The organism is Sphingomonas sp. P4_D12 (assembly GCF_056401895.1).
Genome location: NZ_JBFUIL010000002.1, coordinates 354,812 through 378,696 on the forward strand (window position 1 = coordinate 354,812; position 23,885 = coordinate 378,696).

The 23,885-nt window shown below is 64.0% G+C and carries 27 protein-coding genes and 1 tRNA gene; 10 read left to right on the plus strand and 18 right to left on the minus strand.

What is annotated here, in order from left to right; all coding sequences use genetic code 11:
* Window position 1: 1 nt before the first annotated feature.
* Entirely contained in the window at window positions 2–658 is a 657-nt protein-coding gene (locus tag AC1DSD_RS04175; RefSeq protein WP_478028675.1) for a DUF2460 domain-containing protein, read from the minus strand.
* Window positions 659–1,021: 363 nt separating this feature from the next.
* On the opposite strand from AC1DSD_RS04175, the gene AC1DSD_RS04180 reads away from it, so the two are divergent.
* On the plus strand, window positions 1,022–1,759 hold the full coding sequence (locus AC1DSD_RS04180; protein WP_478028676.1) for a hypothetical protein: 738 nt from the start codon (window positions 1,022–1,024) through the stop codon (window positions 1,757–1,759).
* A gap of 2 nt (window positions 1,760–1,761) precedes the next feature.
* On the opposite strand, the gene AC1DSD_RS04185 is transcribed toward AC1DSD_RS04180, so the two are convergent.
* On the minus strand, window positions 1,762–4,818 hold the full coding sequence (locus tag AC1DSD_RS04185) for a phage tail tape measure protein (RefSeq protein ID WP_478028677.1): 3,057 nt from the start codon (window positions 4,816–4,818) through the stop codon (window positions 1,762–1,764).
* Window positions 4,819–4,821: 3 nt separating this feature from the next.
* Between AC1DSD_RS04185 and AC1DSD_RS04190 the strand changes: the two genes are divergently transcribed.
* Window positions 4,822–5,049: a hypothetical protein gene (locus AC1DSD_RS04190; protein WP_478028678.1), complete on the plus strand. Its 228-nt coding sequence runs from the start codon at window positions 4,822–4,824 to the stop codon at window positions 5,047–5,049.
* A 76-nt stretch (window positions 5,050–5,125) separates the two neighbouring features.
* Here the strand turns inward: AC1DSD_RS04190 and AC1DSD_RS04195 are convergent, their stop codons facing one another.
* The 9 genes from AC1DSD_RS04195 to AC1DSD_RS04235 all read right to left on the minus strand — a co-directional run bounded on the left by AC1DSD_RS04195 (window position 5,126) and on the right by AC1DSD_RS04235 (window position 11,434).
* On the minus strand, window positions 5,126–5,500 hold the full coding sequence (locus AC1DSD_RS04195) for a hypothetical protein (RefSeq protein WP_478028679.1): 375 nt from the start codon (window positions 5,498–5,500) through the stop codon (window positions 5,126–5,128).
* 1 nt (window position 5,501) lies between these two features.
* Entirely contained in the window at window positions 5,502–6,263 is a 762-nt protein-coding gene (locus AC1DSD_RS04200; RefSeq protein WP_478028680.1) for a hypothetical protein, read from the minus strand.
* Between the two features lie 69 nt (window positions 6,264–6,332).
* Entirely contained in the window at window positions 6,333–6,584 is a 252-nt protein-coding gene (locus AC1DSD_RS04205; protein ID WP_478028681.1) for a hypothetical protein, read from the minus strand.
* A gap of 17 nt (window positions 6,585–6,601) precedes the next feature.
* Window positions 6,602–7,033: a hypothetical protein gene (locus AC1DSD_RS04210; RefSeq protein ID WP_478028682.1), complete on the minus strand. Its 432-nt coding sequence runs from the start codon at window positions 7,031–7,033 to the stop codon at window positions 6,602–6,604.
* Window positions 7,030–7,518 (minus strand): hypothetical protein, encoded by a 489-nt coding sequence (locus AC1DSD_RS04215; protein WP_478028683.1) that lies wholly within the window; start codon window positions 7,516–7,518, stop codon window positions 7,030–7,032. Before AC1DSD_RS04215 ends, AC1DSD_RS04210 begins: the two co-directional genes overlap by 4 nt.
* Window positions 7,515–8,075: a head-tail connector protein gene (locus AC1DSD_RS04220; protein WP_478028684.1), complete on the minus strand. Its 561-nt coding sequence runs from the start codon at window positions 8,073–8,075 to the stop codon at window positions 7,515–7,517. Before AC1DSD_RS04220 ends, AC1DSD_RS04215 begins: the two co-directional genes overlap by 4 nt.
* 4 nt (window positions 8,076–8,079) lie before the next feature.
* On the minus strand, window positions 8,080–8,274 hold the full coding sequence (locus tag AC1DSD_RS04225; RefSeq protein ID WP_478028685.1) for a hypothetical protein: 195 nt from the start codon (window positions 8,272–8,274) through the stop codon (window positions 8,080–8,082).
* A 98-nt stretch (window positions 8,275–8,372) separates the two neighbouring features.
* Complete coding sequence (locus AC1DSD_RS04230; protein WP_478028686.1) at window positions 8,373–9,902, minus strand: hypothetical protein; 1,530 nt, start codon at window positions 9,900–9,902, stop codon at window positions 8,373–8,375.
* A 62-nt stretch (window positions 9,903–9,964) separates the two neighbouring features.
* Complete coding sequence (locus AC1DSD_RS04235) at window positions 9,965–11,434, minus strand: HK97 family phage prohead protease (protein WP_478028687.1); 1,470 nt, start codon at window positions 11,432–11,434, stop codon at window positions 9,965–9,967.
* Window positions 11,435–11,564: 130 nt separating this feature from the next.
* Here AC1DSD_RS04235 and AC1DSD_RS04240 point away from each other — a divergent pair, with 130 nt between their 5' ends.
* Complete coding sequence (locus tag AC1DSD_RS04240; RefSeq protein WP_478028688.1) at window positions 11,565–11,780, plus strand: hypothetical protein; 216 nt, start codon at window positions 11,565–11,567, stop codon at window positions 11,778–11,780.
* A 39-nt stretch (window positions 11,781–11,819) separates the two neighbouring features.
* Here the strand turns inward: AC1DSD_RS04240 and AC1DSD_RS04245 are convergent, their stop codons facing one another.
* Window positions 11,820–13,145: a phage portal protein gene (locus AC1DSD_RS04245; protein WP_478028689.1), complete on the minus strand. Its 1,326-nt coding sequence runs from the start codon at window positions 13,143–13,145 to the stop codon at window positions 11,820–11,822.
* Between the two features lie 62 nt (window positions 13,146–13,207).
* Here AC1DSD_RS04245 and AC1DSD_RS04250 point away from each other — a divergent pair, with 62 nt between their 5' ends.
* The 3 genes from AC1DSD_RS04250 to AC1DSD_RS04260 are packed head-to-tail and all read left to right on the plus strand — an operon-like array spanning window position 13,208 to window position 14,069.
* The gene (locus AC1DSD_RS04250; RefSeq protein ID WP_478028690.1) at window positions 13,208–13,528 is read left to right on the plus strand and encodes a hypothetical protein; all 321 of its coding nucleotides are present in this window, start codon (window positions 13,208–13,210) and stop codon (window positions 13,526–13,528) included.
* Window positions 13,525–13,776, plus strand: a complete 252-nt coding sequence (locus tag AC1DSD_RS04255) for a hypothetical protein (protein WP_478028691.1) — start codon at window positions 13,525–13,527, stop codon at window positions 13,774–13,776. The genes AC1DSD_RS04250 and AC1DSD_RS04255 overlap by 4 nt, the downstream gene beginning before the upstream one ends.
* A complete protein-coding gene (locus tag AC1DSD_RS04260) occupies window positions 13,743–14,069 on the plus strand; it encodes a hypothetical protein (RefSeq protein WP_478028692.1) in 327 nt (108 codons plus the stop codon). Before AC1DSD_RS04255 ends, AC1DSD_RS04260 begins: the two co-directional genes overlap by 34 nt.
* On the opposite strand, the gene AC1DSD_RS04265 is transcribed toward AC1DSD_RS04260, so the two are convergent.
* The 4 genes from AC1DSD_RS04265 to AC1DSD_RS04280 all read right to left on the minus strand — a co-directional run bounded on the left by AC1DSD_RS04265 (window position 14,035) and on the right by AC1DSD_RS04280 (window position 19,062).
* Window positions 14,035–15,771: a hypothetical protein gene (locus AC1DSD_RS04265; protein WP_478028693.1), complete on the minus strand. Its 1,737-nt coding sequence runs from the start codon at window positions 15,769–15,771 to the stop codon at window positions 14,035–14,037. The two genes, AC1DSD_RS04260 and AC1DSD_RS04265, sit on opposite strands and share 35 nt — an antisense overlap.
* Window positions 15,768–16,103, minus strand: a complete 336-nt coding sequence (locus AC1DSD_RS04270; protein ID WP_478028694.1) for a hypothetical protein — start codon at window positions 16,101–16,103, stop codon at window positions 15,768–15,770. Before AC1DSD_RS04270 ends, AC1DSD_RS04265 begins: the two co-directional genes overlap by 4 nt.
* A 394-nt stretch (window positions 16,104–16,497) precedes the next feature.
* Window positions 16,498–18,015 carry an FAD-dependent monooxygenase gene (locus tag AC1DSD_RS04275; protein WP_478028695.1) on the minus strand — a complete coding sequence of 506 codons (1,518 nt, stop codon included), beginning with the start codon at window positions 18,013–18,015 and terminating at the stop codon, window positions 16,498–16,500.
* Between the two features lie 165 nt (window positions 18,016–18,180).
* Window positions 18,181–19,062 carry a hypothetical protein gene (locus AC1DSD_RS04280; protein WP_478028696.1) on the minus strand — a complete coding sequence of 294 codons (882 nt, stop codon included), beginning with the start codon at window positions 19,060–19,062 and terminating at the stop codon, window positions 18,181–18,183.
* 157 nt (window positions 19,063–19,219) lie between these two features.
* Between AC1DSD_RS04280 and AC1DSD_RS04285 the strand changes: the two genes are divergently transcribed.
* Together AC1DSD_RS04285 and AC1DSD_RS04290 are read left to right on the plus strand one after the other, a co-directional pair.
* On the plus strand, window positions 19,220–19,555 hold the full coding sequence (locus tag AC1DSD_RS04285) for a helix-turn-helix domain-containing protein (protein WP_478028697.1): 336 nt from the start codon (window positions 19,220–19,222) through the stop codon (window positions 19,553–19,555).
* Window positions 19,556–19,680: 125 nt separating this feature from the next.
* Entirely contained in the window at window positions 19,681–20,118 is a 438-nt protein-coding gene (locus AC1DSD_RS04290; protein WP_478028698.1) for a hypothetical protein, read from the plus strand.
* Window positions 20,119–20,203: 85 nt separating this feature from the next.
* On the opposite strand, the gene AC1DSD_RS04295 is transcribed toward AC1DSD_RS04290, so the two are convergent.
* A tRNA-Ala gene (locus AC1DSD_RS04295) sits at window positions 20,204–20,279 on the minus strand.
* 251 nt (window positions 20,280–20,530) lie between these two features.
* On the opposite strand from AC1DSD_RS04295, the gene AC1DSD_RS04300 reads away from it, so the two are divergent.
* Window positions 20,531–21,520, plus strand: a complete 990-nt coding sequence (locus tag AC1DSD_RS04300) for a DUF2171 domain-containing protein (protein WP_478028699.1) — start codon at window positions 20,531–20,533, stop codon at window positions 21,518–21,520.
* 54 nt (window positions 21,521–21,574) lie between these two features.
* On the opposite strand, the gene AC1DSD_RS04305 is transcribed toward AC1DSD_RS04300, so the two are convergent.
* Window positions 21,575–22,708: a citrate synthase gene (locus tag AC1DSD_RS04305; protein ID WP_478028700.1), complete on the minus strand. Its 1,134-nt coding sequence runs from the start codon at window positions 22,706–22,708 to the stop codon at window positions 21,575–21,577.
* A gap of 79 nt (window positions 22,709–22,787) precedes the next feature.
* Between AC1DSD_RS04305 and AC1DSD_RS04310 the strand changes: the two genes are divergently transcribed.
* Window positions 22,788–23,852, plus strand: a complete 1,065-nt coding sequence (locus AC1DSD_RS04310) for a citrate synthase/methylcitrate synthase (protein ID WP_478028701.1) — start codon at window positions 22,788–22,790, stop codon at window positions 23,850–23,852.
* The last annotated feature ends 33 nt before the right edge of the window (window positions 23,853–23,885 follow it).

The following is a 23,885-nucleotide window of genomic DNA, read 5'->3' on the forward strand; positions in this document are numbered from 1 at the left end:
GTCAGCCCTTGGTCGTGGTGAAGGAGAGTCCGTCCTGCGACCACAGGCTCTGCATCATCTGGTTGAGCTCGAGCGCGTCGTCGTCGAAGCGACAAACGAACATGAAGCGCCCGGTCCAGGTCAGCACTTTTCCGGCTGCAGGCGCGCTGGCGAAGGTGATCGATCCGCGCGGACCGATCATGAAGCTCGCGACCGGCGTCGTGTCGGCAAACACGGTTGGCGTTCCGAGCACGCCGCCGACCGGCTCGGAAAAGGTCGCGTTACCGAACGCCATACTCCGAATAAGCTGGAACTTGGTGGTTACCCCGTCACCGATCCCGAACCGTTGTGCGGCCACGGTGTTGTCGCCCGGGTCGAAGAAGAAGAATTCCTGATATTGCCCGCCATGCAGCAGGAAGAACGTCGCCAGCCGATCGAGGTCCGGCGCCGACGGCAGGTCGCGCAGCACCTCATAAGCGACCTTGAATTGCCAGCGCGGATACGACCAGGTCTTGCGCCGCCGCTCGCGTCCGGAAGAGGCCGTTGCGATTTTCGTCGCCCACATAGGTTTCTTCACCATCAGGAACGATTGCCCGATCAACGTCGGGAACACGTCGGCATCGTCGATCGACGGATCGGCGGTGACGAGCCAGCGGGTCGGCAGATAGAGCGTGGGCAATCTCGTCTCCAATCGAATGGGCTGCGCGGATCGCCGCAGGGCGTTTGGGCACGGCGCTGTTGCCGCCGCTGCGATGCGGACGCGATGTGCGCAAACCCGTTCCGGTTCGGTATTTCGGCGCTTCGGACAGATCGCGGGCGGGGCGATCATGGCAAGGGAGTCAGCTCCGAAATCGTCGCATGACGCTCGAAGGTTTTTGCTCCGTTTTCGATCTATCGGCACGCAGTCCCTATTGCGAGGAGCCTGCCCAATGATAGCGTCGTCCCTTCACAACAGGGTCGCGGACGCGATTGCTGCAGTTCAAGCTCGGATCGATGCTAGCCCCGTCGTTGCGCGCAGCCAGATCAACGGGAGGAGAACCGAATGTTAAGATGGATGATCGGGCCGATCGCGTTGGCCATGGTCGCGACGCCAGCTGCCGCCGACAACAAGGACAAAAAAGAAAATGCGGCGGCCGTGGCGGCGATCAAGGCTCGGGCCGAGCAACTCCGCCAAGATCCGGCGGCAAGAAAGTGCCTCGGCGTGGACGCCGTGACTTGCCTTGCGACCTTGAGCTTCGGCGTGACGCTCATGACCGAGCCGCTCTGGATGGGAGGCGGTTACAAGCTTCCGAAGCCGGTCCAGCACGATATCGACGGACGTCCCATCTCGCAATTGGTGGAGTTCCTGGTCACGTTTGGATCGCGCGACAAGGACATCTTTGGACAGAATGTCTTGCACGCGCAGATGGATTTGTATGATGGCGAACACGTCACCGACGTGAAATTCTTCCTGAAACATGCCCCGTTGCTGGCTCGCACCCAGGAGGATTGGGATAACACGCACATTTTCGAGCTTGCCACCGCGGTTCTTGGATCCGAGTGCGTTGGGACTGACCGTCTGGCCTTTTACCGCCGATATGATGCGATGCAGAAACAATGGGCAAGCCGGGACCAGTACATGGAAATGCCGTCGGGCCCGAGCATCTCATCCGGCATGTTCGGCGATACTGAAATGTGCGGCGTCAGTGTGGTGGCGGGGTCGGTCGCCGGCATGGCTGCAGGCATCGGTTCGTACGGGGGCTCGTCAATCACGTTCCGAATGCCCGACAAGCCGCGCTAGCGCTACAGCGAGAAACCCAGCTTGCCTTCGCGATGCGCCATCTTCATGGCCTTGGCGAAGGCGTTTCGGTTGGCGATGATCTGCGCTTCGGACAGGCCGCTCGCGGTGTGGTCGTGGTAATGGTAGCCACCTGACGCACCGGCTTGGTCATTCGCGGCAAAAGGGGCGTTGCTGTTCGCGCCGGCCGCGAATCCGACCGGCGGGACACCGAAAGTCGGCATCGACGCGAATAGCCCCATGACATTCCGCCATCCGCCGGCCTGATCGGCGGGGATGATCGTTTCCCCCTTGTGCAGCATGCCGATGCCATCCCTACTCAGGTCGTAGGCGCCAACATCGAACCCGGCCATCGTCCCGTACGATGCCGCTGCGGCAGACATAGCTGCACCGAACCCTACCGCACCGAGGTTCATCGGGAACGGTGCGGCGGCCATCGACGCCGTGCCGCCTGCGCCGGCCTTGGCGGCCTCGGTAGTGATCGTGCTTTGGCCGTCGGTTTTCAGGATCCCGAGCTTGATCGCGAGTGCCGTCAGCTCCTTGGCAAGCCATTGCTCAATGATCTTTGCGATGGCGTCGCCAATCGCCTGCTGCACGGTCTGCCAAAGGCCCTTAACCGTTGCGGCGAACCCCTGCTGCAGCGTGAGCATCTTTGCGATGTTCTGGCTCCAGCCGGACGCGATCTGATTGATAGCTTGGCGTTCGATCTGGCTGCGCTGGAGACTGGCCTTTCGGCTGATGTCGTTAAGGCGCAATTGATGCTGCTTCGCAAGCTGCTCGATCTTGGCATTCTGGCCGTTAATCACATCGGGGTTCGTTGTCGGGTCGGCTTTGAGCTGGTTGAGCTTACGGGTCAGTTCGTCGCTGTCGATCTGGAACCGATCGTTTTCGAACTTCTTCTGTTGCTGGAGGAGCTGAGCGTCGCTCAGCGCGCCCATCTGGTTGAGATATTCGGCTTGGGCCTGAGCGTCGTCGACATCGCTATGCCGCATGTCGGCAACGTGCTTGAAATAGTCATCCTGAATGCGTCGCCGTTCATCGGCTTCGCGGCGCAGATATTCGGTGATCTGTCGTTCGGTATCCTTAGCCTGCTTCGATTCCTCGCCATAATATTCCTTGGTCGCGTCGACGATCGCCTTGCCTATTTTCGTCTCTTCGGCAAGGTTGCCATGCGCGAGATCGAGCTTCTTTCGAAGCTTATCGACCTCGGATTGAAATTCCTCCTCATGCATGGCGATGCTGGTTTCAGTCGCCTTGCGCTTGACTGCGGCCTCCTCGTCTTTCGATATCTTTACGGTGGCGAGGATGTTCGCCCAATAGGCATGTTCTTCCTGAAGTGATATCTGGCGGAACTTGCCTTCAGCGTCGGCTTCGGCCTGGATGGCGAGCTTCTTTTCGTCGAGCGCCGCTTGCCATTCGTTCATCCGGCTTTGCGGCTTCGCTGCGCCGCCGCCGGCATTGCCGTGACCCGGACTGGGCGCCGGCGTCGGTGGCGGCGTTGGAGAAGGAGTCGGCTTGGTCACGCCGCTCGGCGGCGGTGGCGGTGTCTTGTTTAGAACACCGGCGAGCATTCCGGGCGTGTTATTCTGCAGATCATGGGCCGCACGGAGATAGCCTTGCGCCTGTTCGCTCGTTTTCTTGGCATCGCCGACGATCTGGGCGCCGCGGCGGCGGACGGTGGCGTCGATGTCCGCAAGCCCCTTGTCCCAGTCGGAGGCGATCGAGCTCCAGTGGAGCGTCAGCGCATCATAGGCCACCTGGCCGAACAGCTGGAACGTCTTCTTGATGGCCTCGATGCCCAACCCGGCGAAGTCGAACGCCTCCTTCAACTTGCCCCACCAGTCGAGTGCATAGCCGGCGATCAGGTCGAACTCGATCTTGAAACCGATCGCGAGCGCGACGACCGCGGCGACCACTGTCTTGATCGCGGTGATCACGACGTTCATCACATTATGCTGGATTTCAGACCAGTTCAGCCCACCGGCGCCGCTGATCTGCCAAAGGTCCGCAAAGGCTGTGCCGAGCGTGTTGATGATCTCGCCGACGCCCTCGATCGCACCGCTCAACAGGTCGAAAATCGTTTTGACCAGGCCGCCGCTGGCGTAGCTCTGCGTGAAAGCCTTAGCGAGCTCGTTGAAGCGGTCGACGATCTCGGTCGCCACCGGCGCGAGTGCCGCGGTCAAGGTTTGGGTGACGCCGGTCCAGGCGATCTGCGCCTCGTTGACCGACTCTCCCAATTTCGTACCGCTGGCGACCGCACCGTCGTTAGCGGCCCCATAGGCATCGGTCTTCTGCGCAAGCGCGCTGATCGCCGCGCCGCCCTGGTTCAGGAACGGGATCGCTTCGGCGCCAGCCTGGCCCATCAGCTTGATCGCCATCGCGGTTTTTTGCGGACCATCGGTGGTCTTGGCGAACTTGTCGGCCACGGTGGTCAGGATCGTCATCTGATCCGACCCCGCCTTGATATCGATGCCGAGTTTCTTGAACGTGTCGGGGCTCTTGCTGAAATTCTTGTCCAGCGCGGCCGTGCTCTGCGACAATTTGGTGAAGTCGGTTCCGGTCGCCTGCGCCATTGCCTGCAATTGTTGAACTTGGTGCGTCGACATTCCGAGTTGCTTCGACAGCACGCTGACCTTCTCGGACGATTCCCCCATCGCCACGATGGCCTGGGCGGCTTGCTTGCCCGCTTCGTACAGTTCGCCGGCAACGCCCGCCGCGCCCTTGATCCCTTCGACCAGCTTGCCGAAACCGCTTTTGCCCTCGCCGGACTTGGTGGCCATTTCCTGCAGCGCCGCGCTGTTATGCCTCAGCGCGGCGGTCACTTCGTTCAGGCCGCTGACGATTTCCTGCGGCCTCAATCCGTGCATGCTGGCGGTCAGCGCATCCATCGACTGAGCACTGCGTTCTACCGCGCCGCGCATCCCGGCGAAGCCTCCGCTCATGCTGTCCGCGGCGGCCTGGACTGTGCTCTTCAACTCGCCCAGATCGCCACGGACCCGTTGGATGCCCGCCTCCACCCCGGATGTGTCGGCCGTGATCCGGATGGAGACGGTATCGCTCATGACATGTCCTTCAGTCTCTGGAGTATCGCGCATGATGCCGCCGCGGTGTCGCCGCCGGCGACCGGCATCGCGACCTCGGCGCAAAGCCGTGCGAGCGTCGGCCGCGTCGGCGAGAGTTCCCGCGTCTCGGCCGAGCTACGGTCCTTGCTGGGAATCAGATCGACTCCCAACGCTCGCGCAATCGCGACTGCAGCGATGTTGAGTGGCGGGCCGGTACGTCGCCAGCTCTGATATTGGGCATCGACATCGGCCAGCCCCCAATCGCGTTCGATCGCGGCCTTCGACCCGCCCTCGATTCCAGCGGTGATCAGATCGTGGACGAGCTCGGCAAGTCCGTGCTCGAGGCTCCCGCCGGCGCCGCTTCCGTGGGAGCCATCGCTTCCCCCTTGCGCTTGAGTCCCGATTCCTCGCTCAGGTCCAGGAAAGCGGTTTGCAGCCCGACAAACTCGTCCATCGACACGTTCGCCTCGAGATAGTCGGCGGTTAGCACCGGATCGATCTTGACCAGCCCGATCGATAGCACGTTGAGCAGGTCGACAGCGGAATCCATCAAATCGGACAGCGATCCGCTGCCGTCGGTCTTGCGTTGGATGTTGTCGATGAACGGCGCGGCCCGGCGCAGTTCGCCGAGCTTATAGGGCGCGATCGCGAAATCGCGCCCAAGAATATGGATCTTGGCCATATTACTGCGCCGACCCCCATTTCAGTACGTTGCCCGACGGATCGGCGAATGCCGAAAAATCGAGTTCCGGGATCATGAAGTCATCGACCTTGGTCTGCAGGGCGAGCTTGTTCGAGACGCAGGCGAATAAGGTCAACGCCAGCCCGTTGCCGCCAAGCTGGTTGAAGAAATCGGCGCGAAAGGTGGGTGCCTGACCCATCTGGATGTTCTGTACGACCGAGGTCTTCGCGACCGTGGAAGTCGCGGTGTAACTGTAGTTAATGAAGACCAGCTTGCCGGTATCGGCGGCTGCGAACAGATACGCGCCGGCGGTGACGCTGTACTGCCCGGCGGTGGGGGCGGAGGCGACGCGCGTCATCGGGTTGCCGCTGGCATCGCGCACGCCCAGGTCGCCCGCCCAGGTGCCGCTTGCCGGTACGGTCGGGGTGATCGTGAACGGCGTCGCCGGGATCGTCGCGCCCGTCACGTCATTGACGATGCTGTACAGGCTCGACGTCACCGTCTGGCCGAAGAACAGACTATTCATTACCGCGCCGTTGAACTGGCCATATTTGGCCTTGCCGGTGATCTTCATCTTGCCGCGGCCGACCGCGACCGGGAACTGGTTGGAGCCATAGAGCTCCTTGATGTCGCCCTGAATGTCGATCGAGACTTCCTGCGTCACCGCCAACATCAGCGGGGTCGGGTTGGCGATCGTCGCGCCTGTCGCGTCGAAAGTCGGCGTGCCCCACAGCACCCCGGCACCGAAATTGTACATGGCCATGCGATTTCTCCAATAAAAAAGCCCGCAGGAAGCGGGCATTGGCGTTCGTAGTTGAAAGTAATTGGCAGCTTAGACGGGCGAGCAGCCCGCGCGTGCGATCTGGCGCTGTTCGTCGTCGCTCAGATCGGTGGGTGCAGTGAGCACGCCATTTTCCACGCCGATCTCGCGCCCGGTCGACAGGATAATCGCGCTGACATGGCCGGGCGCTGTGAAGCGCGGCGGCAAAGGCGACGTTGTTGGGGCAGGGGCGGTGGCCGTATCGCCGTCCGCCGTCGGCGTCGGGGGATCGGTGTCGGCCGCGGCGGATTGCGATCGTGCCATTGGTTTCTCCATTGTGATCAGGGAAGGATGATGGTGATCGGCACGATCAGCATGGCCTGACCGTCCAGGTCGCCATTGTCCTTGTGGATCGTGCCGTCGATGAACGCGCGATAGGCGAGCCCGCCGAGCGTCTGCCGCGCGCCGGGAAGCGCGGGGCGAAACGCCGCCTCGATCGCGTCGAGGATTGCGTTACTGGTTTCGGCGGGGGTCGCCGCCTGGTCCTTGCCGCCGCGATGATAGATGATCCAGCTCGCGCGCAGGCTGTGCTTGTCGAGCTGGCCGTCGAGCGAGGCAATCGTCTCGGTGCCCTCGATCTGATACAGCCCGGGCACCGGCGCCTTGTCCCACATCTTGAGCCGGCGCGACCGCTCGACAAAACCTTCGTCATTGCCCCAACGCACGTCGCCCAGCGCCAGCAATGCGTCGAACACCTGATTGCGAATGGTCATCCGATCGCCTCCTGCGCGGCGGTGATCGCCGCCAATTTCAGCGCCGCGGCGATCTCGTCGGCCTCATCGCTTAGTGCGCTTGCCAGATAGGGCCGCGCCGGAAAGCGCGATCCGGGATGGTGGATCACCCGCGCGAATACGTGCTTGCCGCCTGCCGCGAAGGCGAGCGCCTTGGCCTTGTCGGGCACGATGTCATGCGGCGACGTACTGCCACCGTATGCTAGGATCGCAGCATAAGGCACGTTATTATTCACGAATACTTGACCGACTATATTGTCGTCCTTGGCCTCGACCGTGCGCTCGACCGCGCTCGCCAGCCGACCGGTACGCGCGTTCAGCATCTGGCCGTGAAGCTTGTCGTCGATCACATGCCGTTGCAGTTCGGCGGTCGCCGCCGTCACCTTGGCCTCGACCGCCGCCGACACTTGCGACGACAGGCGATCGAGGCCGGCGCTCAGCGCCTCCGCATCCAGCGTCACGCTCATAGCGGCGCCGCCAACATGTAATTGTTGAGCCGTGCCAGCACCGCCTGGTGCATCGCCTCGCGGCTGAACGCGACGGTGGTCGTGCCCGAACTCGCATGGCTGGTCTCGCCGATATGCGTGCGGGCCGAATAGGCTTCGCCGACCAGTTCAGTCACCGCCAGCATTAGATCGGCCGGGACGGAATCATATCCCGCGACATACGTCACTCGCACCGGCCGATCGTACGGCGTTCGCGATCCGACCAGGATCACGCTGCGCCCATCGGTGGCGACCCCCGAAGCGTTGCCGATCGCATCGACCACAGTGTCGATCCGCGTCTCGCCCCATTCGACCGACGTCACCGATTGGACCGGCCAGTTTCTCAGCAGGAACCGCGATCCGCCGGTCCCGCGATAAGTCTCGACATGCGTCGTCGTCAGGACCTTACGCTGGATGGTGTTTTCGACGAACGACGAGACCTGAGTGACCAGATCGGTCAGCAGCGCGTCGTCATTGTCGCTCGAAATGTTGAGCCAGCGTTTGACCGCCGACAGATTGGTGAGGTCGCCCGCCGCCATGACGTCATCGGCTCACGAAGCTGAAGCCGTGCGTGAGCAGCTCGGCCGCCGCCGCGACCGGCACGGTCACGACGCCCTTGGCATCGGCCGCGAAGGATTGCCCGCGCCAACTGCACCCGGCGCCGTCCTCATGATGCATCGTGACCATATCAGCGGGCGCCGCTTTGGGCGCCCGGCGCGGGGAAGGATTATCGGGCACGCGGCATCTCCTCTCGAACATGAAAAGGCCCCGCCGGTCATCGCGGCGGGGCCAGGAAAGCCCGGGGCAAAGGGGTGGGCGCCCGGGAGGGAGAAGGATCAGCCGTTGGCGATGTTGGCGATCACGCCCATCGCGAACGGCGCATAGACCGCCAGCGTCTCCTCGACATAGACGCCCGACATCTCGGCACGCGTCGTGATCGGCCAGTCGATCTGGTAGTAATCGCGGCGCACTTTCATTTCCGCGACATTGGGCACTTCGCTCGACTGATACTGGACCGGCAAATCGCCGGCCCAGCCCAGGATCGTCCCCGCCGACACGTTGGGGTGCAGGCGGATCGGAATCTTCTTGTTGAGGTACGGGTTGTAATAATATTCGACCACGCCGCCGGCGGTCAGCGCGACCTCGCCCGCCTTCGGATCCTGGAAGTAGTTGAGCAGCGACGCGGTACCCGACGCGAGCACCTTCCTGGTGATGTTCCGCTGCTCCTGGCTGTTCACGTAGAGCACGTCGACCGAGCATTGATAATTGTCCCACATCGACTGCATCATCACATCGATCTCGGTCACCGATCCCTGCCCCGAAGAGGTCAGCGTGGTGCCCGCGCCCGGCGTGCCCGTGGCGAGATAATTGACGTATGCGCCTGACGCCGGCTTCAGCGCGGTAGTCAGCAAACCGTCGAACGCGGTCGAGTTGGTCGAGCAGTCCGCGCTGACCGCACTCGCCGCCTGGCCGGTGCCGGCGAGCGGTTTCGAGAACACGACGCTGTTGGTTGAGCTGATCGCCTCGAGCTTCTCGCTCCCCGCGGTGCCGACGAACCAGGCATAGCCCGCCGCGCCCTGGATCGCCGGAACGCTGCACGACAGCGCCTGACCGGCGGTCGTCGCCTGGCTAGCCGCCGCTGACTTCATCGACGACCCGCCATTGATCGAGAAGCTCTTGCCGTCGGCGCCGGTCACCGACTTCGAGGTCGCGACACCGTTCGACAACGTGCTGTTGCGCATGCCTTCCATCGTCAGCGCGACGACGATCACCGAATAAGTCACCGATCCCGGCAAGGTCGATCCGGTACCGCCCGCGCTCAGCGTCGGCGCGGTCGGCGTGCCCAGCGCCAGCGAGGCGTTGCCGAAAATCACCCCGGCTTCTTCCTTCAGCATCGTCTTTTGCAGCAAGCGCTGCGTCATCGACGCCTTGATGTCCTCGAACGTGCGCCCGGCGGAGATCGCTTCGAACGTCGCCTGATCTTCTTCGCCCAATGTACGATACGGGGCCGCGCGATCCGCGGTGGTGTAGGCCATTTGCCCAGCACGCTGGCCCTCGGGTACCCAGGGCGTGTTGTCGAAGCCCGATCCGGTCAGCGCGGTGACGGACTTCCAGTTGGTCGCGGTGCCGCCCCCGCCGCCGACGCGCGGCAGCGATTTGATGATCGGCGTGTTGACCGGATACAGGTTCTTGGCCGGCGCTTGCAGGTCATAGGCGACCAGGCCGGTGCCGGTGGAAATGGCTTTTTCGACCATGTCGGGGCGTCCGCCCGCCATCAGCATGATGGCGCGCGAAATATTCTCGTCGGGGTTCGACAGGCTGGAAACGAGCGACTTCTTGATCTCGTCGGGAGTGAGATTGGTCATTGCTATCCGTCCTTTGGATAGGCGCAGGAACGAGGCCCGAGCGCGACGGCGCGGGCGACAGGTCAGGCGGTTGCGCGGGCCGCGTGAACCAGAGTCGGGTTGGACAGAGCGATGCGCAGCAGGAACTGGCCGCGCTCCTGCTCAGGGAGGGTGTCGATCACTTTCTTGAGATCGTCGGCGCTGATTGCCGACGTGCCATTGGCTGAATTGGGCGAGGCGTCCTCGGCCTTGCTCACCGCGCGCAGCGGGCCGACGGCGGTTCTGGGCGCCGCCGGCTCGGCCTCAACTTGCTCCAGGCGCTTGGTCAGATCGCCGATCGTCGCGTTCAGCATCGTGATCGTGTCGCCGAAGCGTTTGGCGAGCTCGGCCATCATACCGTCGCCCAGCGCGTCGCCGCGTCGCAACTTCTCGGTGTCCTCGTCAGGATCGGGAGCGGGCGGTGCAACCTGTGGGCGAGGGCGTGCGGTAGCATCTGCCGGTGGCTGGTCAGCGTCTCCGCAATTTTCCGCGCGGCATTGCGCGCCCAGCGCGACGAGGTGGTCGTGTGCCGCCTGGATGCGATCGGCATCGGGTTGGGCAGCCCCGGCATCGTCGCTGCCGGTGTCTTCGGTGTCGTTACCGGCATTGTCGCCGGTCGCGACACGCTTCACCCGATCCTTGCTGTCCGGCGCCGGCTTGGCCTTGGGTTTAGGCGGCGCGTCGTCGTCAGCATCAGGCGGTTCAGTGCCCTCGCGCGGCGCGTCGGAATTATCCGTGTCGGCATCGCTATCGGCTTGAGGGTCGGCTGACTTCGGTTTGGGCTTCAGTTGCGGCTTGGCCGCCGGTGGCTTGTCCTGGTCGTCCGGCTTGCCGCCGTCCGGATCCGCGGCGGGAGCATCGTCGTCGCCATCGGCGTCGGCCCCCGCATCCGGGTCACGATCCTCGTCCTGGTCGTCGTCGTCATCATCGTCGCCCAGGTCGCTCGCCAGTGCCGCGGCGATCAGCCGTTCGCGCGCCTTGAACAGGAAATCCTTGTACCGCCGTGATCCCGCATCCTCGGCCAGCTCGCGGGCCTTAGCGACCACCTCGTCGCCACTCGGAACATAATCCATATCGGCCTTCCACATGTTGATGACGGCGTCGGGGTTGCACGGGCTGTCGACCAGGCTGATCTCGACCAGCTTCAGCGCGGTGATCACGCTGCGATCTGCGGTGTCGCGCTTCAGCACCTTCCCGCCGATCGAGAAGCCGGCATAGACGCCCGCACGCACCTTGGTGATCGCCAGCGGATCGACGACGTGCGCGCAGATCTGGGTGATACCGTGATCGTCGACCTCGGCCTCGACCACGCGCCCGGCAGCACTCGGCTCGTGCATCTCGCGCAGCGCCGGGAAGCGTCCGTAGTCGGGCAGCGCCGCCTTCATCGCCGCGGCGGTGATCGTCTCGCCCTGCTGGTCGCGCGTCTCGGATGAGGCGATGCCCCAGACCTTGATCGTGCCGTCTTCCTGATCCTCGACCTTGGTGATCGCGCCGAACTGGCGAAACCGCGTCATGCGATGGCTGTCCTTTCAGGATGTGAGGGGGTCTCGTTACGGCTATTGTTTGGCTTCCGCGCACAGTCGCGTTAGTCTCGCTTTGGCCGGATCGCGGGGGCGGTCGGAACGTCGGCACGGGGGGCAAGACATGAAATTCAAGCCGCTCATCTTCCTGGCGGTTGCCACGGGACTCTATTTCGTCGGTCGCTCGCTGGAGGCAGAGGGCGATGCCGCGCCGTTCGGGGCGAATGGTGTCTCACCCGAACGTGCCAAATATCATATCGCGGCGCTTGTCCTGATGCTCGGTGCGCTGGCGTCGTTCGTCTTCGCCGGCTGGACGATCTTCCGTGGCAGGCGCGGCTAGCGGAGCCGGCGTCACCACGACTGGTAGTTCGAGCACCGTTCAGCCTTCCGTTGGTTCGGCCATCACCCCCGCGATCGCATCCGCCAGCAACACCGCCCCTGCGCTGGTATACAATATCGGCCGCGCTCCTAGCCCATCGGGCAACGGATCGTCCCCGCGCGCATGCCGCACCTCGTCGATCGTCTTCGACCCGTTGCGCAGATCGCGATCGTCAATCTCCGACTGCACCTGCGGATCGATGCTGGTCGCCTTGACGAACGCGAATTCCAGATCGGCGTAACCGAACTCGATCTGGATCACATCGTCGATCCAGCGCTTCATCCAAAGCTGCAGCGGCTCCAACCCCTCCTCGAGCGAGCGCTCCTGATCCTCCATCGCGGTCGAGCGGTTCATCTGGCGCACGAACGGGGTAGGGGGCAGCGAGAAGGCGAAGGCGACGATCCGCGCCAGCCATTCGTCGAACTCGTCCTTGATCGGCGCCGCCTTGAACGCGGTGAATTGCGATCCATGCGGCCCCCATATCAGCTTGTTCTGTTCGGCCGCGTTGCCCGCGATCCGATCGTCGAACCATTGCTGCAATTCCTGGATCTTCGCCGCATCCCATCCCTCGGGCGCGTTGAGCAGTCCCGCCGGGACATTGCCTTCGGTGAAGTAGCTCAATTGCGCCGCCTGGCGCCGCAGGATCGTGTTGATCGTCACGATGATCTGCTCGACCGGCCCGAAGCCATAGAGATGATGCGGTCGGACGTTCCGCGGCACATAGAGCAGGTCGGCATTGGTCAGGTTGGCCCACACCACGCCCTTGATCACCTGCTGATAGGCGACGTCGGCGGGGCCGCGCGGCCGCCGTCCGGTATCGTCGACCATCGGATGGATCGTATCGCCGGGCACGATCTCTAGCGCGATCAGCTTGCCGCCGCGGTTGCGCCGCTTCTCGAACGCCGGCGCATCGAGCGTCAGCAAATCCTCCAGGCTCGATCGCATGAAGGTCGCGAACGGCGTGACCCCATCAGGCTTGCGCCAGAACCGCGTAAGCTCGACGATGCGCGGATCGTCGGCAATCTTGGCGGCGCCATCGACCGGCTTGATCTGCCAGTCGAGCCGCTCGACCTGGTCCTTGCGCGTCTCGATCGCCAGCCGCACCAGTTCGACATTGGCGAACGCGCGCAGCGCTGGAAACCCGGTCTGCTCGTAGGCGCGGGGCTGCAACGTCGCGTTGATATTGGGCTTGAAGTCGTAGCCGCGTACAGGCTGCTGCACGACAGGCGTGAGCGGAAAGCCTGGCGAAAACGGCCCCCACGCATTCTCGTTGCTGCTGTTGCCCCAGCTATAGGTGATGTTGGTCTGCACGCCGCCTTTGGGCATGTGGTTCTCCTTTGCCGGGCACCTCGGCGGCACCGCAAAATGTGGTCGAATTGGTTCTATGAATGGAAGGATCGCTGTTTTTGCGGCACATTGGAGCGATGAAGTTCACCATTATCTGGCTATTGCTTCTACCAGTCGCGTGCGCGACGGCGGGTCCGGTCGATCAAGCCGAAGCGGCACGGCGCGCCGAGGCGGTTCTCCGCGACCGTTTTGGCAGCGCGTTCGCCGACCCGCGGCACGTCGTTCGTCATCGGATCGAAGCCCGGGGCAAGTATTGGGTCGTGCATTTCTGGGATCCGGCATCCGAAGCTTTCGGCGGCGGAGGTGTTGCCTGGGTCGAGCGTGCTACGGGCAAGGTCGATACGGTCGGCGTTGGTCAGTGAAAGAGAGTGATCGCAATCGCTGGATTCACCACATCAAGCACCTTCGAGCCGAACACGATACGGGCCTGTCGGACGCCCAACGCATCGCGCTGGCCGACACCAAATGGCGTCGCTGGGTCGAATACCAGATCAACACCGACGATCAGTGCCGCCGTATGGCCCTTCGCCATATCAGGGAATCGGGGACCGATGCCTTGATCGAGATCGACGGCGATTGCCTGCGGGTCGTCGGCGACGATCGCCGCTGACCGCCGCCGTGTTCGTCACCGCGATCGAAACATTCCTTGCCCGGTCAGGCAAAAGTCGTGGGCGTGTTTGCTCCCGCGCCGATGGTCTGTGGGTGTTCGTCACCGAATATCTGACCGAAGCAACCGAGGAGTTCCTGCCTTACTGGATCAACGACTATCCACCGTCCGGGATTTATCAAACGCGTGACGATGCCACGGCAGCGCTGCGAATCGTACTCGGCGAGATGGAGACGATCGAAGGTGTCCGGTCGGTTGAGATCAATACCGATGTCGGACCCTATCCCGAACCCTGATCGCTTCCGCAGCCGTCACCGCATTCGCCGCGCGCACCAGGTCCAGGAACCCAACCGACGCCACCGCATCCTCCGCCGGCCAGAAAGCCATGACCAGCGCGTCGGCCTTGTTGGGCGACCTGGTGCCGTCGGGTTTCTTGTCGACCACCAGCTTCAGCGCACCGTTCACCGCGCGCGTCGGCTGGCTCAATTCCTTCCGCAGCGACGCGAGCCCCGGCATGTCGCGCGACAGGCTGATCAAGTCGGCGGGGTCGTAAACCTCGCCCGCCGTCACCGCCTTGTGCGTGCGCTCGAACCGCAGCCGCAATTGCCACCAGGCCTGCGCTTTCAAGTTCGCATAGAAATCGCCATTGACCGGCGTCTCACTATCCCCCGGCACGACATGCTCTCGCGGCCGGAGCGGCGAGGCCCCGGCATTCCATGGCCGGAATGTGATACCTGCGGGCAGCAGCGCCCGCCCGTCGGCGTCCACCTCATCTCGCAACCGGTTGGCCTCCGCCTTCACCCCCGCGCCGACGCCGATGCTGTCGTACTGCAGCGCAACCGTCCGCCAGCGCAGCCGGTCGACTGCCAGCCGCGTCGCCTTGCCGACATCGCCCTCGCCCCAGTCGTCAACCGAATGCACCACCGACCCCTTGGCGATGGCCAGCGCATGTCGGTCGCCACCCTCGTCGGCCGGGTCCAGCGCAGCGCGCCACCCGCCTTCATCGTCGAATCCGAGCGCGAGATGCGCGTCGATCGCGCTCGCCACCCAGTCGCCGGGGATGATGATTCCTTCGACCGCGGCGGTGTAATTGCGATCGACTTCCTGCGCGAAGACATGGAGCAGCCCGTCTGCCGCCGCCTTGGCCCGCCGCCCGGCATACCAGGCGGCACCCTTGGCCGGATGGTCGCGCCAGTCCATCACGAACACATTGACCCGATCGGTGGCGAGCGCTGCGCCCGGCGCCCATTCGATCCCGCTTTCGCGCCGGCGATGGAATACATTGCCGGGCCCGTTGACCGAGCTCATGTCGATCTGGACATTGGTCGTGTCGGCCAGTGCGGCCTCGATCTTCTCGGGCCGCTCGTAATGTGCGCTCTCGTCCTTGAAATAGATCAGCTTACGCCCGCCGCGCCCGATATTGTCGCCCGACTCTCCGGTGATCGTCGCACCGGTCGCGCGGTTGACGATCTTCATGCTCGGCATGTCGTCGCGCGGATCGAACCCGATGGGCAGCATCAGCCGGGGCAAGTGGCGGATGATGATCCGTATCTTCTCGAAAATGCTGTCGGGATCGCCGATCTTGTCGACCAATTGCTCCTTGCGGCTGCCCCATCCGATCGCGGCGCCCGGCCGGTACAACCACAGCCACACGGAGAAGGCGCAGGCCAGCCACGTCGCGCCCATGTCGCGTGCCTTTTCGATCAACCCGCTCTGCTGCGCATCGACGTTGGCGCGCAGGAACGCGATCATCTCGACCTGGCGGGGAAAGGGTACGAACGGCATCACCGTCGGCGCGTCGCTCGCCGCCTTTCTAGGATCGTACGTCACGGCCCAATGCGCGATCCACCCGGCGGGATCCTCGCGATATCGCTCGGCAAGCCCAGCGCGCAGCCCGGCATCCGCCTTCAACCGCCGCAATCGATGCTGTCGTGCCATTAGCTCGGCGACATAGTCCGGCGGCCAGGTCGGGAGGGCCGGCGCTGAACCCACTGTCACCCAAGTTCCTCGCGATAGCGTTCCGCCGCCTCGCGCGCCGACATGTCGGGCGTGATCGCCTCGACGGCACGCGTGCCGATCCCAAGCGGATCGGGCGCCGAACCCTCGCGCCGCCCCGCGCGCGTCTTTTCCCACCACAGCATCGCCGTGGTGTTCCCGTTCATCGCGGTCTCGAACAAGGTCAGCGCGATCCGCGCATTGGCCACTTCGACGCCCGCGTCGAGTTCGGCGCGGCACCGCCGTTTCAATGTCGTCGCGCTGATGCCCATAATCCGTGCGATGATCGCATAGGGTGTCCCGACCTCGGCGAAGCGCCGTACGTCGGCGCGCATCGCGTCGGTAATTTCGATCGTCGCCCGCCCGCTTTTGCGCGCAGTGTTGGGAAGGTGCGTCGGAGGGGAGACTAACCAAGTTGGAACAATAGCGTTCTTGGCGGATGTTCCCGACCCCGCACGCTTCCGCTCCGCCATCCGAACTCCACCCGATCGCCATCCGCCCGACGCGCCGCAACAACCCGCTCCAGCAACGTACGCACGTTGCCGGACGGGTGTCCGGGAACCGGTGGATTTTCTGCGAGAAAACTGCGCGACGCCGTTTCGGTCGAACGCAAATTTGGATGATTGCTACATACACGTTTTTTCGTAGCAGTCAAGAAGTTTTCACGGTTTGTTCTCATTTTCTCGGGTGGACGGAGGAGCCGTTGACGCCGCCCCTCCGTCCGATGGGTCACGCTATTGCCGCCGGCCCGAACCAGGTCGCCAGCGCTTGGGCCAGCCCGCCATCATCGCCGTTTCCTACCCAGGCGACATGGCCATCGGGCCGGACCAGCACCGCGGTCGGGGCGGAAACCGCGCCGATCACCGGCAACGCCCAGATCCCCTCATAACTGGCATCCAGCAGCTTCACTCGATCCGCCCAGGGCGAGATTTCTATCGCGCCCGGCTCGCCGAGATTGATCAGCACCGGTCGCGCATCGTGCAGCAATGCGAACACCCTCACCGGGCCGTCGGCGGTAACCAAATCGAGGTCGGGCATCCGCCGCCCGAGCAGCGCGTGCCCCTCGCCAAGATCGTACTGCACGTCCAGCCCCGACATCATCCCCGCAATGCGTCGGCGCGGTTCGTCCATGCCCAGCAGTTCGGCGACGATCTCGCGCAGCGCGCCGGAGCGCTCGTCCGCGCGCCGCAGGGCGACTTGCGCCATCGTATTGCGCAGTACCCGCGCGGTGACGGGATGACGCTCGGCATGATAGCTGTCGAGCAGGCTGTCGGGCGCCGTCCCCGCGGCGACGCGCGCCAATTTCCATCCCAGGTTCACCGCATCGTGCAAGCCGATGTTGAGGCCTTGGCCCCCATCAGGCGAATGGACATGCGCGGCATCGCCGGCCAGCAAGATCCGGCCCTTGCGATACGTCGCGGCCTGCCGCGTCATGTCGCTGAAGCGCGAAATCCAGCTCGGATTATGTACCCCGAAATCGGTCCCATAGACCGCGATCAGCCCTTCGCTCAGGTCGCTGAGCCCCGGATCGCCGGCACGCCCCGCCCGCTGCTCGGTGATCATGACGCGCACCGTCTTGCCGTCGTCCATCCGGCTCAGCCCATGCAACCCGATCGCGTCGCGACGGATGCCCCAGTCGGGCTCTTCTTCCAGCTCGACCTCGGCGATCAGATTGCTGATAGTAGGATCCCAACCGGGAAAGTCGATCCCCGCCGCCTTGCGGATCGGGCTGCGCCCGCCATCGCATCCGACCAGATAGTCGGTCCGCAGCGAACTCCCGTCGGATAGTGCGATGTCGACGCCCGTTTCATCCTCGACGAACCCGATCACGTTGCGCGCGCGATAGGTCGGCACTCCCAGCTCGGGGACCCATTCGGCCAGGATGCGCTCTATATGGTTCTGCCACAAAGCCAGCCCGTAATTGTGCCGGGTGGGAAAGTCGCTGATGTCGAGCCTGGTGAGCGCGAAGCCCGTGACCTGCATCGCTTCTCCAGCGGCCAGGAACCGGTCGGCAATGCCGCGTTGATCGAGCAATTCGATCGATCGAGCATGCAATCCGCCTGCGCGCGACCCCGCCAGTTCCTGGTTCGGGCGCCGCTCGACGATCGCGACATCGGCCCCCGCCAGCGCCAACTCGCCGGCCAGCATCAGTCCGGTCGGCCCGCCGCCGCAAATCACAATCGCGTGGTCGCTCGCCTTCGTATCGGCGCCTTCGCGCACGTCATAAGTAGATGATACTGCCCGCATATCGCCTCTCCCTGCGAATCGATGGGGCAGGGGCTTTACGGCAAAGGGCGGGTCTTGAAGCAAGACCCTTGCGAACTATATCTCGAAAGTGCGGGGGAGATATGTCCGCCGCGCACTCCCAAACATCTCGGTGGTCGTCGTGTCGCTTCGGTCCGTGTTGGCCGGCTAAGGTTGCGATCCCAGCAGTTCTCCCGCGCCCAGCCGCGCGTACACCGCCTCGACATCCTCGCGATCCACATCTCGTCGCGCTGCCGCCGCCATTTCGGGCCACATCCGCAACGCGGTAATCAGCCGCTTGCGCGCCGTTCGCCATTGCATCCCATGCGCGTGTGCCAGTTGCACGAACGATCGGTCGCTCAACACCATGTCGAGCACCATGGCTCTCGGCCGAGGGATGGCCTCGCACCATGCGCGATAGGCGACCTCCAGCCGCACACGTTTCAGTGACTCGACCAATTGGTCCCGCCCCGAATTGGCGAAATCGACGCGCGTTTCCAGTGACACCGACCGTATCGACCCGGCGCGCCGGATTCTCTCCGCCACGCCGGCAATCTCTTCGGCCGCGGCGCGCTCGTCCGCGCTGATCTTGCCCAGGCGTTCCATCCGGTGGAGCGGCGATTGCCGACGCCGCTCGGGCAGCGCGTTCGCCTTTTCGTGCGTCTCCGGCGTACCTTCATTCTTGTGCTGCCACCGCGCGATCATTGCCTCGTGCCGCCGTTCCGACTCCTCGCGCCGGTGCAGCGCGGCGGCCAGACGATCGACGGCGTCGGGCTGCTGCTCGCGTTGTGGGAGCGCGGCCAATCGTCGTGCGGCACTGGCGCGGATCATCGTGAGCCGGTCTTCCGCGCCACTCTCAGCGCGTGCGCTCGCTCGCTGGATCTTCGGATTGCTATCCGCCAACGTCTTTTCTCCTGATAAATTCGGTGTCTGATTTGACCGGCGCGACGGCCTATCCGGTTCGCGTTTCGGCCGCTGGCGCGGGCCGAAGAGATGCGGGCACAATGCCGCCGTAGATCGGATCGGGATGATCGCAGACCGAGCGCCCACATGCTGCGCACCTCGTTTGCGGTCCGTCCTTTAGCGATCCATTGGCACGTTCGGAGCTAGCGGCGGTCGTCATTGGCAATAAATTGGACATATTGTCCAACATATCAACCGTCAGTTGGCGCTTTGTTATGAGCCGAGGTCATGGTACAATTTGTCCATGACCGATCCGATCACGCCAGAGGAATTCGACGCTCTTTATATCGCCAGGGTGAAGGCACTTCGCCAGCTCAGGGGGATGACGGCCGGACAGATGTCGACCCTGCTCGGCGTACCGGCCGAACGTTATCGCAAATACGAATCGCGCACGCCGATGCCGCATGCGATGATGGAGCAATTTGCCTTGATCACGGGCGTGTCGGTCGAATTTCTTCTCACCGGACGACGTGTAGCCGGGAAGGGACCCTATCCTGACGTGCCCGGTCCGCACATGATCGAAAAATGGCGCGCTGCTCAGCTCGCCAATCACGGCAAGCCCTTGCGAAAAGGCGGCTGACTTGGCCAGATCGTCCCACTGAAGGCTATATTCCGGGCCGAGCTAGCTGCCATCGGCGACGTTGAATAGTTGGACAATATGTCCCATATTTGCTTTTCGCCGCTCTTCTGGCGTGGGAGCAATCATTGCCGCCTGCCGCTGTTCAGTCCTCGCCCGACCTCCATCCCGAAAGCGCGCGTCTGCTCGCGGTCGACTGCTGGACCCGTGACCCGGCGGTTGCCGCGTTGATCGATGCCGCGCACGCCCTGATCCCGATCGGCGAGATGTTGCGTGACTGGTGTACCCGGCGTCCCTCGATCGACCGGCTGATCGCCGACGAAATCGGAGCGCTCGTTTGGGAAACGATCGAAACGGGACGGATCAACGTCTGTCGGCGAGAACCGCGGGCCAGCGGAGTCGTCGGGATGATCTGGACCGAGCTGGAAAGCTTGCGCGCGCGCTGGATCGCCGCGCGCTTGCAGTTTGAAGGGTTTTCGCCCGCCGCGCAGGACATCGGGCCGTGGTACGACCGATTGCAAGCGCTCGAAGAGGAAGCGCCGAGGGTGGCGGTGCTGTGGCGATAGCCTAGGTCGCGTGGCGGCGGCGAAAGGTTAGGCGCCGATCCGTCGAGCTACGCTAGCACGGTGCGTCCGATCTGGCGTGGGCGGCTGGTGGAGCTGAGGGGAATCGAACCCCTGACCTCTGCAGTGCGATTGCAGCGCTCTCCCATCTGAGCTACAGCCCCGCCCACGCCGCAAGGGCGCTTCCGCCCTTGGGAGCGCGAGCCTCTAGCGACCATTTTCCGGCTTTGCAACACGCGCTTTGCCGCGTCGGCCAAACAGGTCGCGCTCAGTTGCCGGACAACTTCGTTAACCTGCATCAAGCAGCCGTCAAATTGGGGAACTGGCGGCCTTTGCGTCCCGTTTAAGCGGGCAGGCGGGCGCGGTTCCCCCCTTTCCGCGTCCGCCGTCGACACCCGATGAGAGGACCCGCCAGATGGCATATGAACGCTACCCCCGCGGCAATTCGCTGCAAGGCGATTATTACGCACCCGGCGACGACAATTACGGCCGCGATTATGGCTCCGGTCAGGATCGCACCTATACCAGCGCGCGCGAATATGAAGCCGCCGGCATGATCGGCCCGAGCCGTCGCCCCGATCGTGATCGCGACGATTACGATCGCGGTTATTACAGTCAGAGCCGCAACCCCAATTTCGCCAATCGCGGATACGATTATGGCTCCGGCCCACGCTATCGCGGCAGCTACGCGTCCGACCGCTTCTCCGATATCGACCGCCGCGATGACGATCGCGATTACGGTCGCCCTGACATGTATCGCGGCCGGCGCAGTTTTGGTCGCGGATATGATCGCGATCCACGCGACTATAGCTATGAAGACCGCAACTTCTTTGCGCGTGCGGGCGACGAGGTGCGGTCGTGGTTCGGCGACGAAGAGGCCGAGCGTCGGCGCGATGCGGACCAGCGCTATGATCAGCGGTATGGCGGCGATAGTAGCTATCGTGGCGATGGCGATTATCACAGCTGGCGCGCCGGCCAGATCGCCGCACTCGACCGCGATTATGAGGAATATCGCCGCGAGAACCAGCAGCGGTTCTCCAACGAATTCGGCAGTTGGCGCAACGAACGGCAGACTCAGCGATCGAGTCTGCAGCGTGTTACCGAGCATATGGACGTGGTCGGTTCCGATGGCGAGCATATCGGCACCGTCGACAAAGTGCGCGGCGATCGCATTCTCCTGACCAAGAGCGATCCCGATGCCGGCGGCCGGCATCATTCGATTCCGTCGCGCTGGATTGACCGCGTCGATGACAAGGTAATCGTGCGCAAGACGGCCGAGGAGGCCAAGGCGCATTGGCGAGATGAAGAGCGGAGCGCGTTCTTCGGTGGCGACAGCGCCGGCCGCGATCAGGAGGAAGGCGGCGATGGCCGCATCCTCAATCGCAGTTTCTCTGGCACGTATTGAGCAAGCTACAGGGGCTCGGACGACGGCGTCCGAGCCCCATTGTTCATGACCCGTCTAGCGATCGTTTCCCGGGGTACCGGTCGCTGGTCCCTGATACCGCGCACGCGGCCGGATCATCGCGCCGCTGGCCGACTGCTCGATGGCGTGCGCCGCCCATCCGACCCCGCGCGCGGTGGCGAACAGACGGAACGGTGCGTCGGCAGGCAGGTCAGCGGCGACTGATATCGCGAGCAAGGCGAAATCGATATTGGGCAGCGCCTCGGTTGCATCCACGACAGCGTCGCGCAGCTCGATGAGCGCCGGATCGAGCGTGACTAGCGGCAGCAACGCGGCGGCACGCGGATCGCCATGCGGATAGAGCGGATGGCCAAACCCTGGCAGGCCATGGCCGGCCGCTAGCCACCGGGCCACCGCCATATCGACGCCGTTCGCCTTGGCTTCCGCAGCCAGGGCCGCGAGTGCGGCACCTGCGCCGCCATGTTTCGGCCCCGACAGTGTCGATAGCCCTGCCATTACGCACGCTGTCATCGGTGCACCGGTCGACGCGGCGATCCGCGCGGCAAAGGTCGAGGGATTGAGCTCATGATCCGCGAGCAACACCAGCGCGCGTCGAATGAGGTCGGTGCCCGTCGCATCGAGCGACCAACCACGCGCCAGACGTTCATGTATCGGCCCGTCGCCGGCCGCACCGAACGTACCGGCGATCGCCGCGACCGCGACTGACGCTTCCTGCGCGAGTTTGGCGGGCGCTCGTCCGATCATCGACCTGGCGCCCGCGATCAGCGCCGCCAAGGCTTGGAAAGGATCGCCGCCGTCATGCGCGATCGGGAATGCCGCCACCGGTTGTTCCCATAATAATGCGGCAACCTCCTCCAACGTCGCGTGATCGGCCAGTTCGGCCGCCCGACGGCCGCGAAAGATCAGCTGCCCATGCGCCACGGTCGAAATCCGCGTCGGGATCACCGGTTCGCCCCAAGCCATGGCGGATGCCGCTATCGATGCCGTGCGCCGTCCGCGCGCGCGCCGCTTGGTTAGCGCCAGAATATCGTCGCCACGATATTCGCTTCGCCGGGGATCGGCTGCATCGGCGCGCCGCTCGATCAACCCGCGACTGACATAGGCGTAGAGCGTCTGCGGCCGGACTCCCAACGTGACCAGCGCCTCGTCGCGCGACAGCCATTCCTGCATGATTGATTCACTTGATCAAGATTGATTGACGGTTGCGACACGACCATTTGCGCTGCGTCACGTCAAGGGAGTTCGGCTGATGAACAGCGGTTTGGAAGATGTCGTCGCCGCGGAGACGGTACTGTCCGATGTCGATGGTGGGGCAGGGCGGCTGATGATCCGCGGCCATCCGCTGGACGCACTGGCGGGCCGCTGGACGTTCGAACAGGTCGTGCATTTGCTATTCGATGGTTTCTTCGATGACCTGCCCGATCCCGACCGCTTGGCCGCAATGCTGGGGCAGGCGCGTACTAGCGCGTTCGAGCGCGCCCGTCCGTTACTGCCGTTGCTGGCGGAGCTGCCCGTCTATGATGCAATGCGCGCCGCGCTCGCGCCGATGCCGGATGGCGTGACCCTCGACGACGCGCTGCGCCTGATCGCCGCGCCCGCAGTGCTGATTCCCGCCTTGCTCCGTCAATCTGCGGAACAGCACCCAATCGCACCCGATCCCTCGCGCGGCCACGCCGACGATGTCGTGCGGATGCTTGGCCGCGATACTGGCGGTGCGGCGCTCGACGCCTATCTGGTGACGGTCAGCGACCACGGCCTCAACGCGTCGACCTTCGCCGCGCGGGTCGTCGCGTCGACCCAGGCCGGACTGACGTCGACAGTGCTGGCCGGGCTGGGGGCGCTCAAAGGGCCGCTTCATGGTGGCGCGCCCGGCCCGGTGATCGAAATGCTCGACGGTATCGCAGCGGAAGGAGACGCACACGCCTGGATCGACCGCGCGCTCAATCGCGGCGAGCGGCTTATGGGCTTCGGCCACCGCATCTACCGTGTCCGCGACCCGCGCGCCGATGCCTTGAAGGCGGCCCTCCACACGCTCGACCGTGTCGGCGGTCGACTGGAATTCGCCGAGCAGGTCGAACGCATCGCGCTCGTCGCCTTGCGTCAGCGCAAGCAAAGCCGCGTCATCGAAACCAACGTCGAATTCTACACCGCCTTGCTGCTCGAGGCGGTCGGTTTCCCGAAGGAGAGTTTCACTGGCGTCTTCGCGATGGGTCGCGTCGTCGGCTGGATCGCGCATGCGCGCGAACAGGCGCTGACCGGCCGCCTGATCCGGCCGAAGTCGGTCTATGTCGAAGAGCATGCGAAGGCAGCCTAAATACCTGGCCAAGCCTGCGCGATTTGTGCAAAT

What these genes read in the sequence shown, in the direction of transcription:
- AC1DSD_RS04270 (WP_478028694.1), bottom strand. Translation starts at nt 16,103, where the DNA reads ATGCGCGCCGACGTACGGCGCTTCGCCGAGGTCGGGACACCCTATGCG.
- AC1DSD_RS04300 (WP_478028699.1), top strand. Translation starts at nt 20,531, where the DNA reads ATGGCATATGAACGCTACCCCCGCGGCAATTCGCTGCAAGGCGATTAT.
- AC1DSD_RS04220 (WP_478028684.1), bottom strand. Translation starts at nt 8,075, where the DNA reads ATGGCGGCGGGCGACCTCACCAATCTGTCGGCGGTCAAACGCTGGCTC.
- AC1DSD_RS04195 (WP_478028679.1), bottom strand. Translation starts at nt 5,500, where the DNA reads ATGGCCAAGATCCATATTCTTGGGCGCGATTTCGCGATCGCGCCCTAT.
- AC1DSD_RS04205 (WP_478028681.1), bottom strand. Translation starts at nt 6,584, where the DNA reads ATGGCACGATCGCAATCCGCCGCGGCCGACACCGATCCCCCGACGCCG.
- AC1DSD_RS04185 (WP_478028677.1), bottom strand. Translation starts at nt 4,818, where the DNA reads ATGAGCGATACCGTCTCCATCCGGATCACGGCCGACACATCCGGGGTG.
- AC1DSD_RS04250 (WP_478028690.1), top strand. Translation starts at nt 13,208, where the DNA reads ATGGAAGGATCGCTGTTTTTGCGGCACATTGGAGCGATGAAGTTCACC.
- AC1DSD_RS04285 (WP_478028697.1), top strand. Translation starts at nt 19,220, where the DNA reads ATGACCGATCCGATCACGCCAGAGGAATTCGACGCTCTTTATATCGCC.
- AC1DSD_RS04235 (WP_478028687.1), bottom strand. Translation starts at nt 11,434, where the DNA reads ATGACGCGGTTTCGCCAGTTCGGCGCGATCACCAAGGTCGAGGATCAG.
- AC1DSD_RS04305 (WP_478028700.1), bottom strand. Translation starts at nt 22,708, where the DNA reads ATGCAGGAATGGCTGTCGCGCGACGAGGCGCTGGTCACGTTGGGAGTC.
- AC1DSD_RS04215 (WP_478028683.1), bottom strand. Translation starts at nt 7,518, where the DNA reads ATGAGCGTGACGCTGGATGCGGAGGCGCTGAGCGCCGGCCTCGATCGC.
- AC1DSD_RS04180 (WP_478028676.1), top strand. Translation starts at nt 1,022, where the DNA reads ATGTTAAGATGGATGATCGGGCCGATCGCGTTGGCCATGGTCGCGACG.
- AC1DSD_RS04210 (WP_478028682.1), bottom strand. Translation starts at nt 7,033, where the DNA reads ATGACCATTCGCAATCAGGTGTTCGACGCATTGCTGGCGCTGGGCGAC.
- AC1DSD_RS04310 (WP_478028701.1), top strand. Translation starts at nt 22,788, where the DNA reads ATGAACAGCGGTTTGGAAGATGTCGTCGCCGCGGAGACGGTACTGTCC.
- AC1DSD_RS04200 (WP_478028680.1), bottom strand. Translation starts at nt 6,263, where the DNA reads ATGGCCATGTACAATTTCGGTGCCGGGGTGCTGTGGGGCACGCCGACT.
- AC1DSD_RS04245 (WP_478028689.1), bottom strand. Translation starts at nt 13,145, where the DNA reads ATGCCCAAAGGCGGCGTGCAGACCAACATCACCTATAGCTGGGGCAAC.
- AC1DSD_RS04240 (WP_478028688.1), top strand. Translation starts at nt 11,565, where the DNA reads ATGAAATTCAAGCCGCTCATCTTCCTGGCGGTTGCCACGGGACTCTAT.
- AC1DSD_RS04190 (WP_478028678.1), top strand. Translation starts at nt 4,822, where the DNA reads ATGTCCTTCAGTCTCTGGAGTATCGCGCATGATGCCGCCGCGGTGTCG.
- AC1DSD_RS04275 (WP_478028695.1), bottom strand. Translation starts at nt 18,015, where the DNA reads ATGCGGGCAGTATCATCTACTTATGACGTGCGCGAAGGCGCCGATACG.
- AC1DSD_RS04230 (WP_478028686.1), bottom strand. Translation starts at nt 9,902, where the DNA reads ATGACCAATCTCACTCCCGACGAGATCAAGAAGTCGCTCGTTTCCAGC.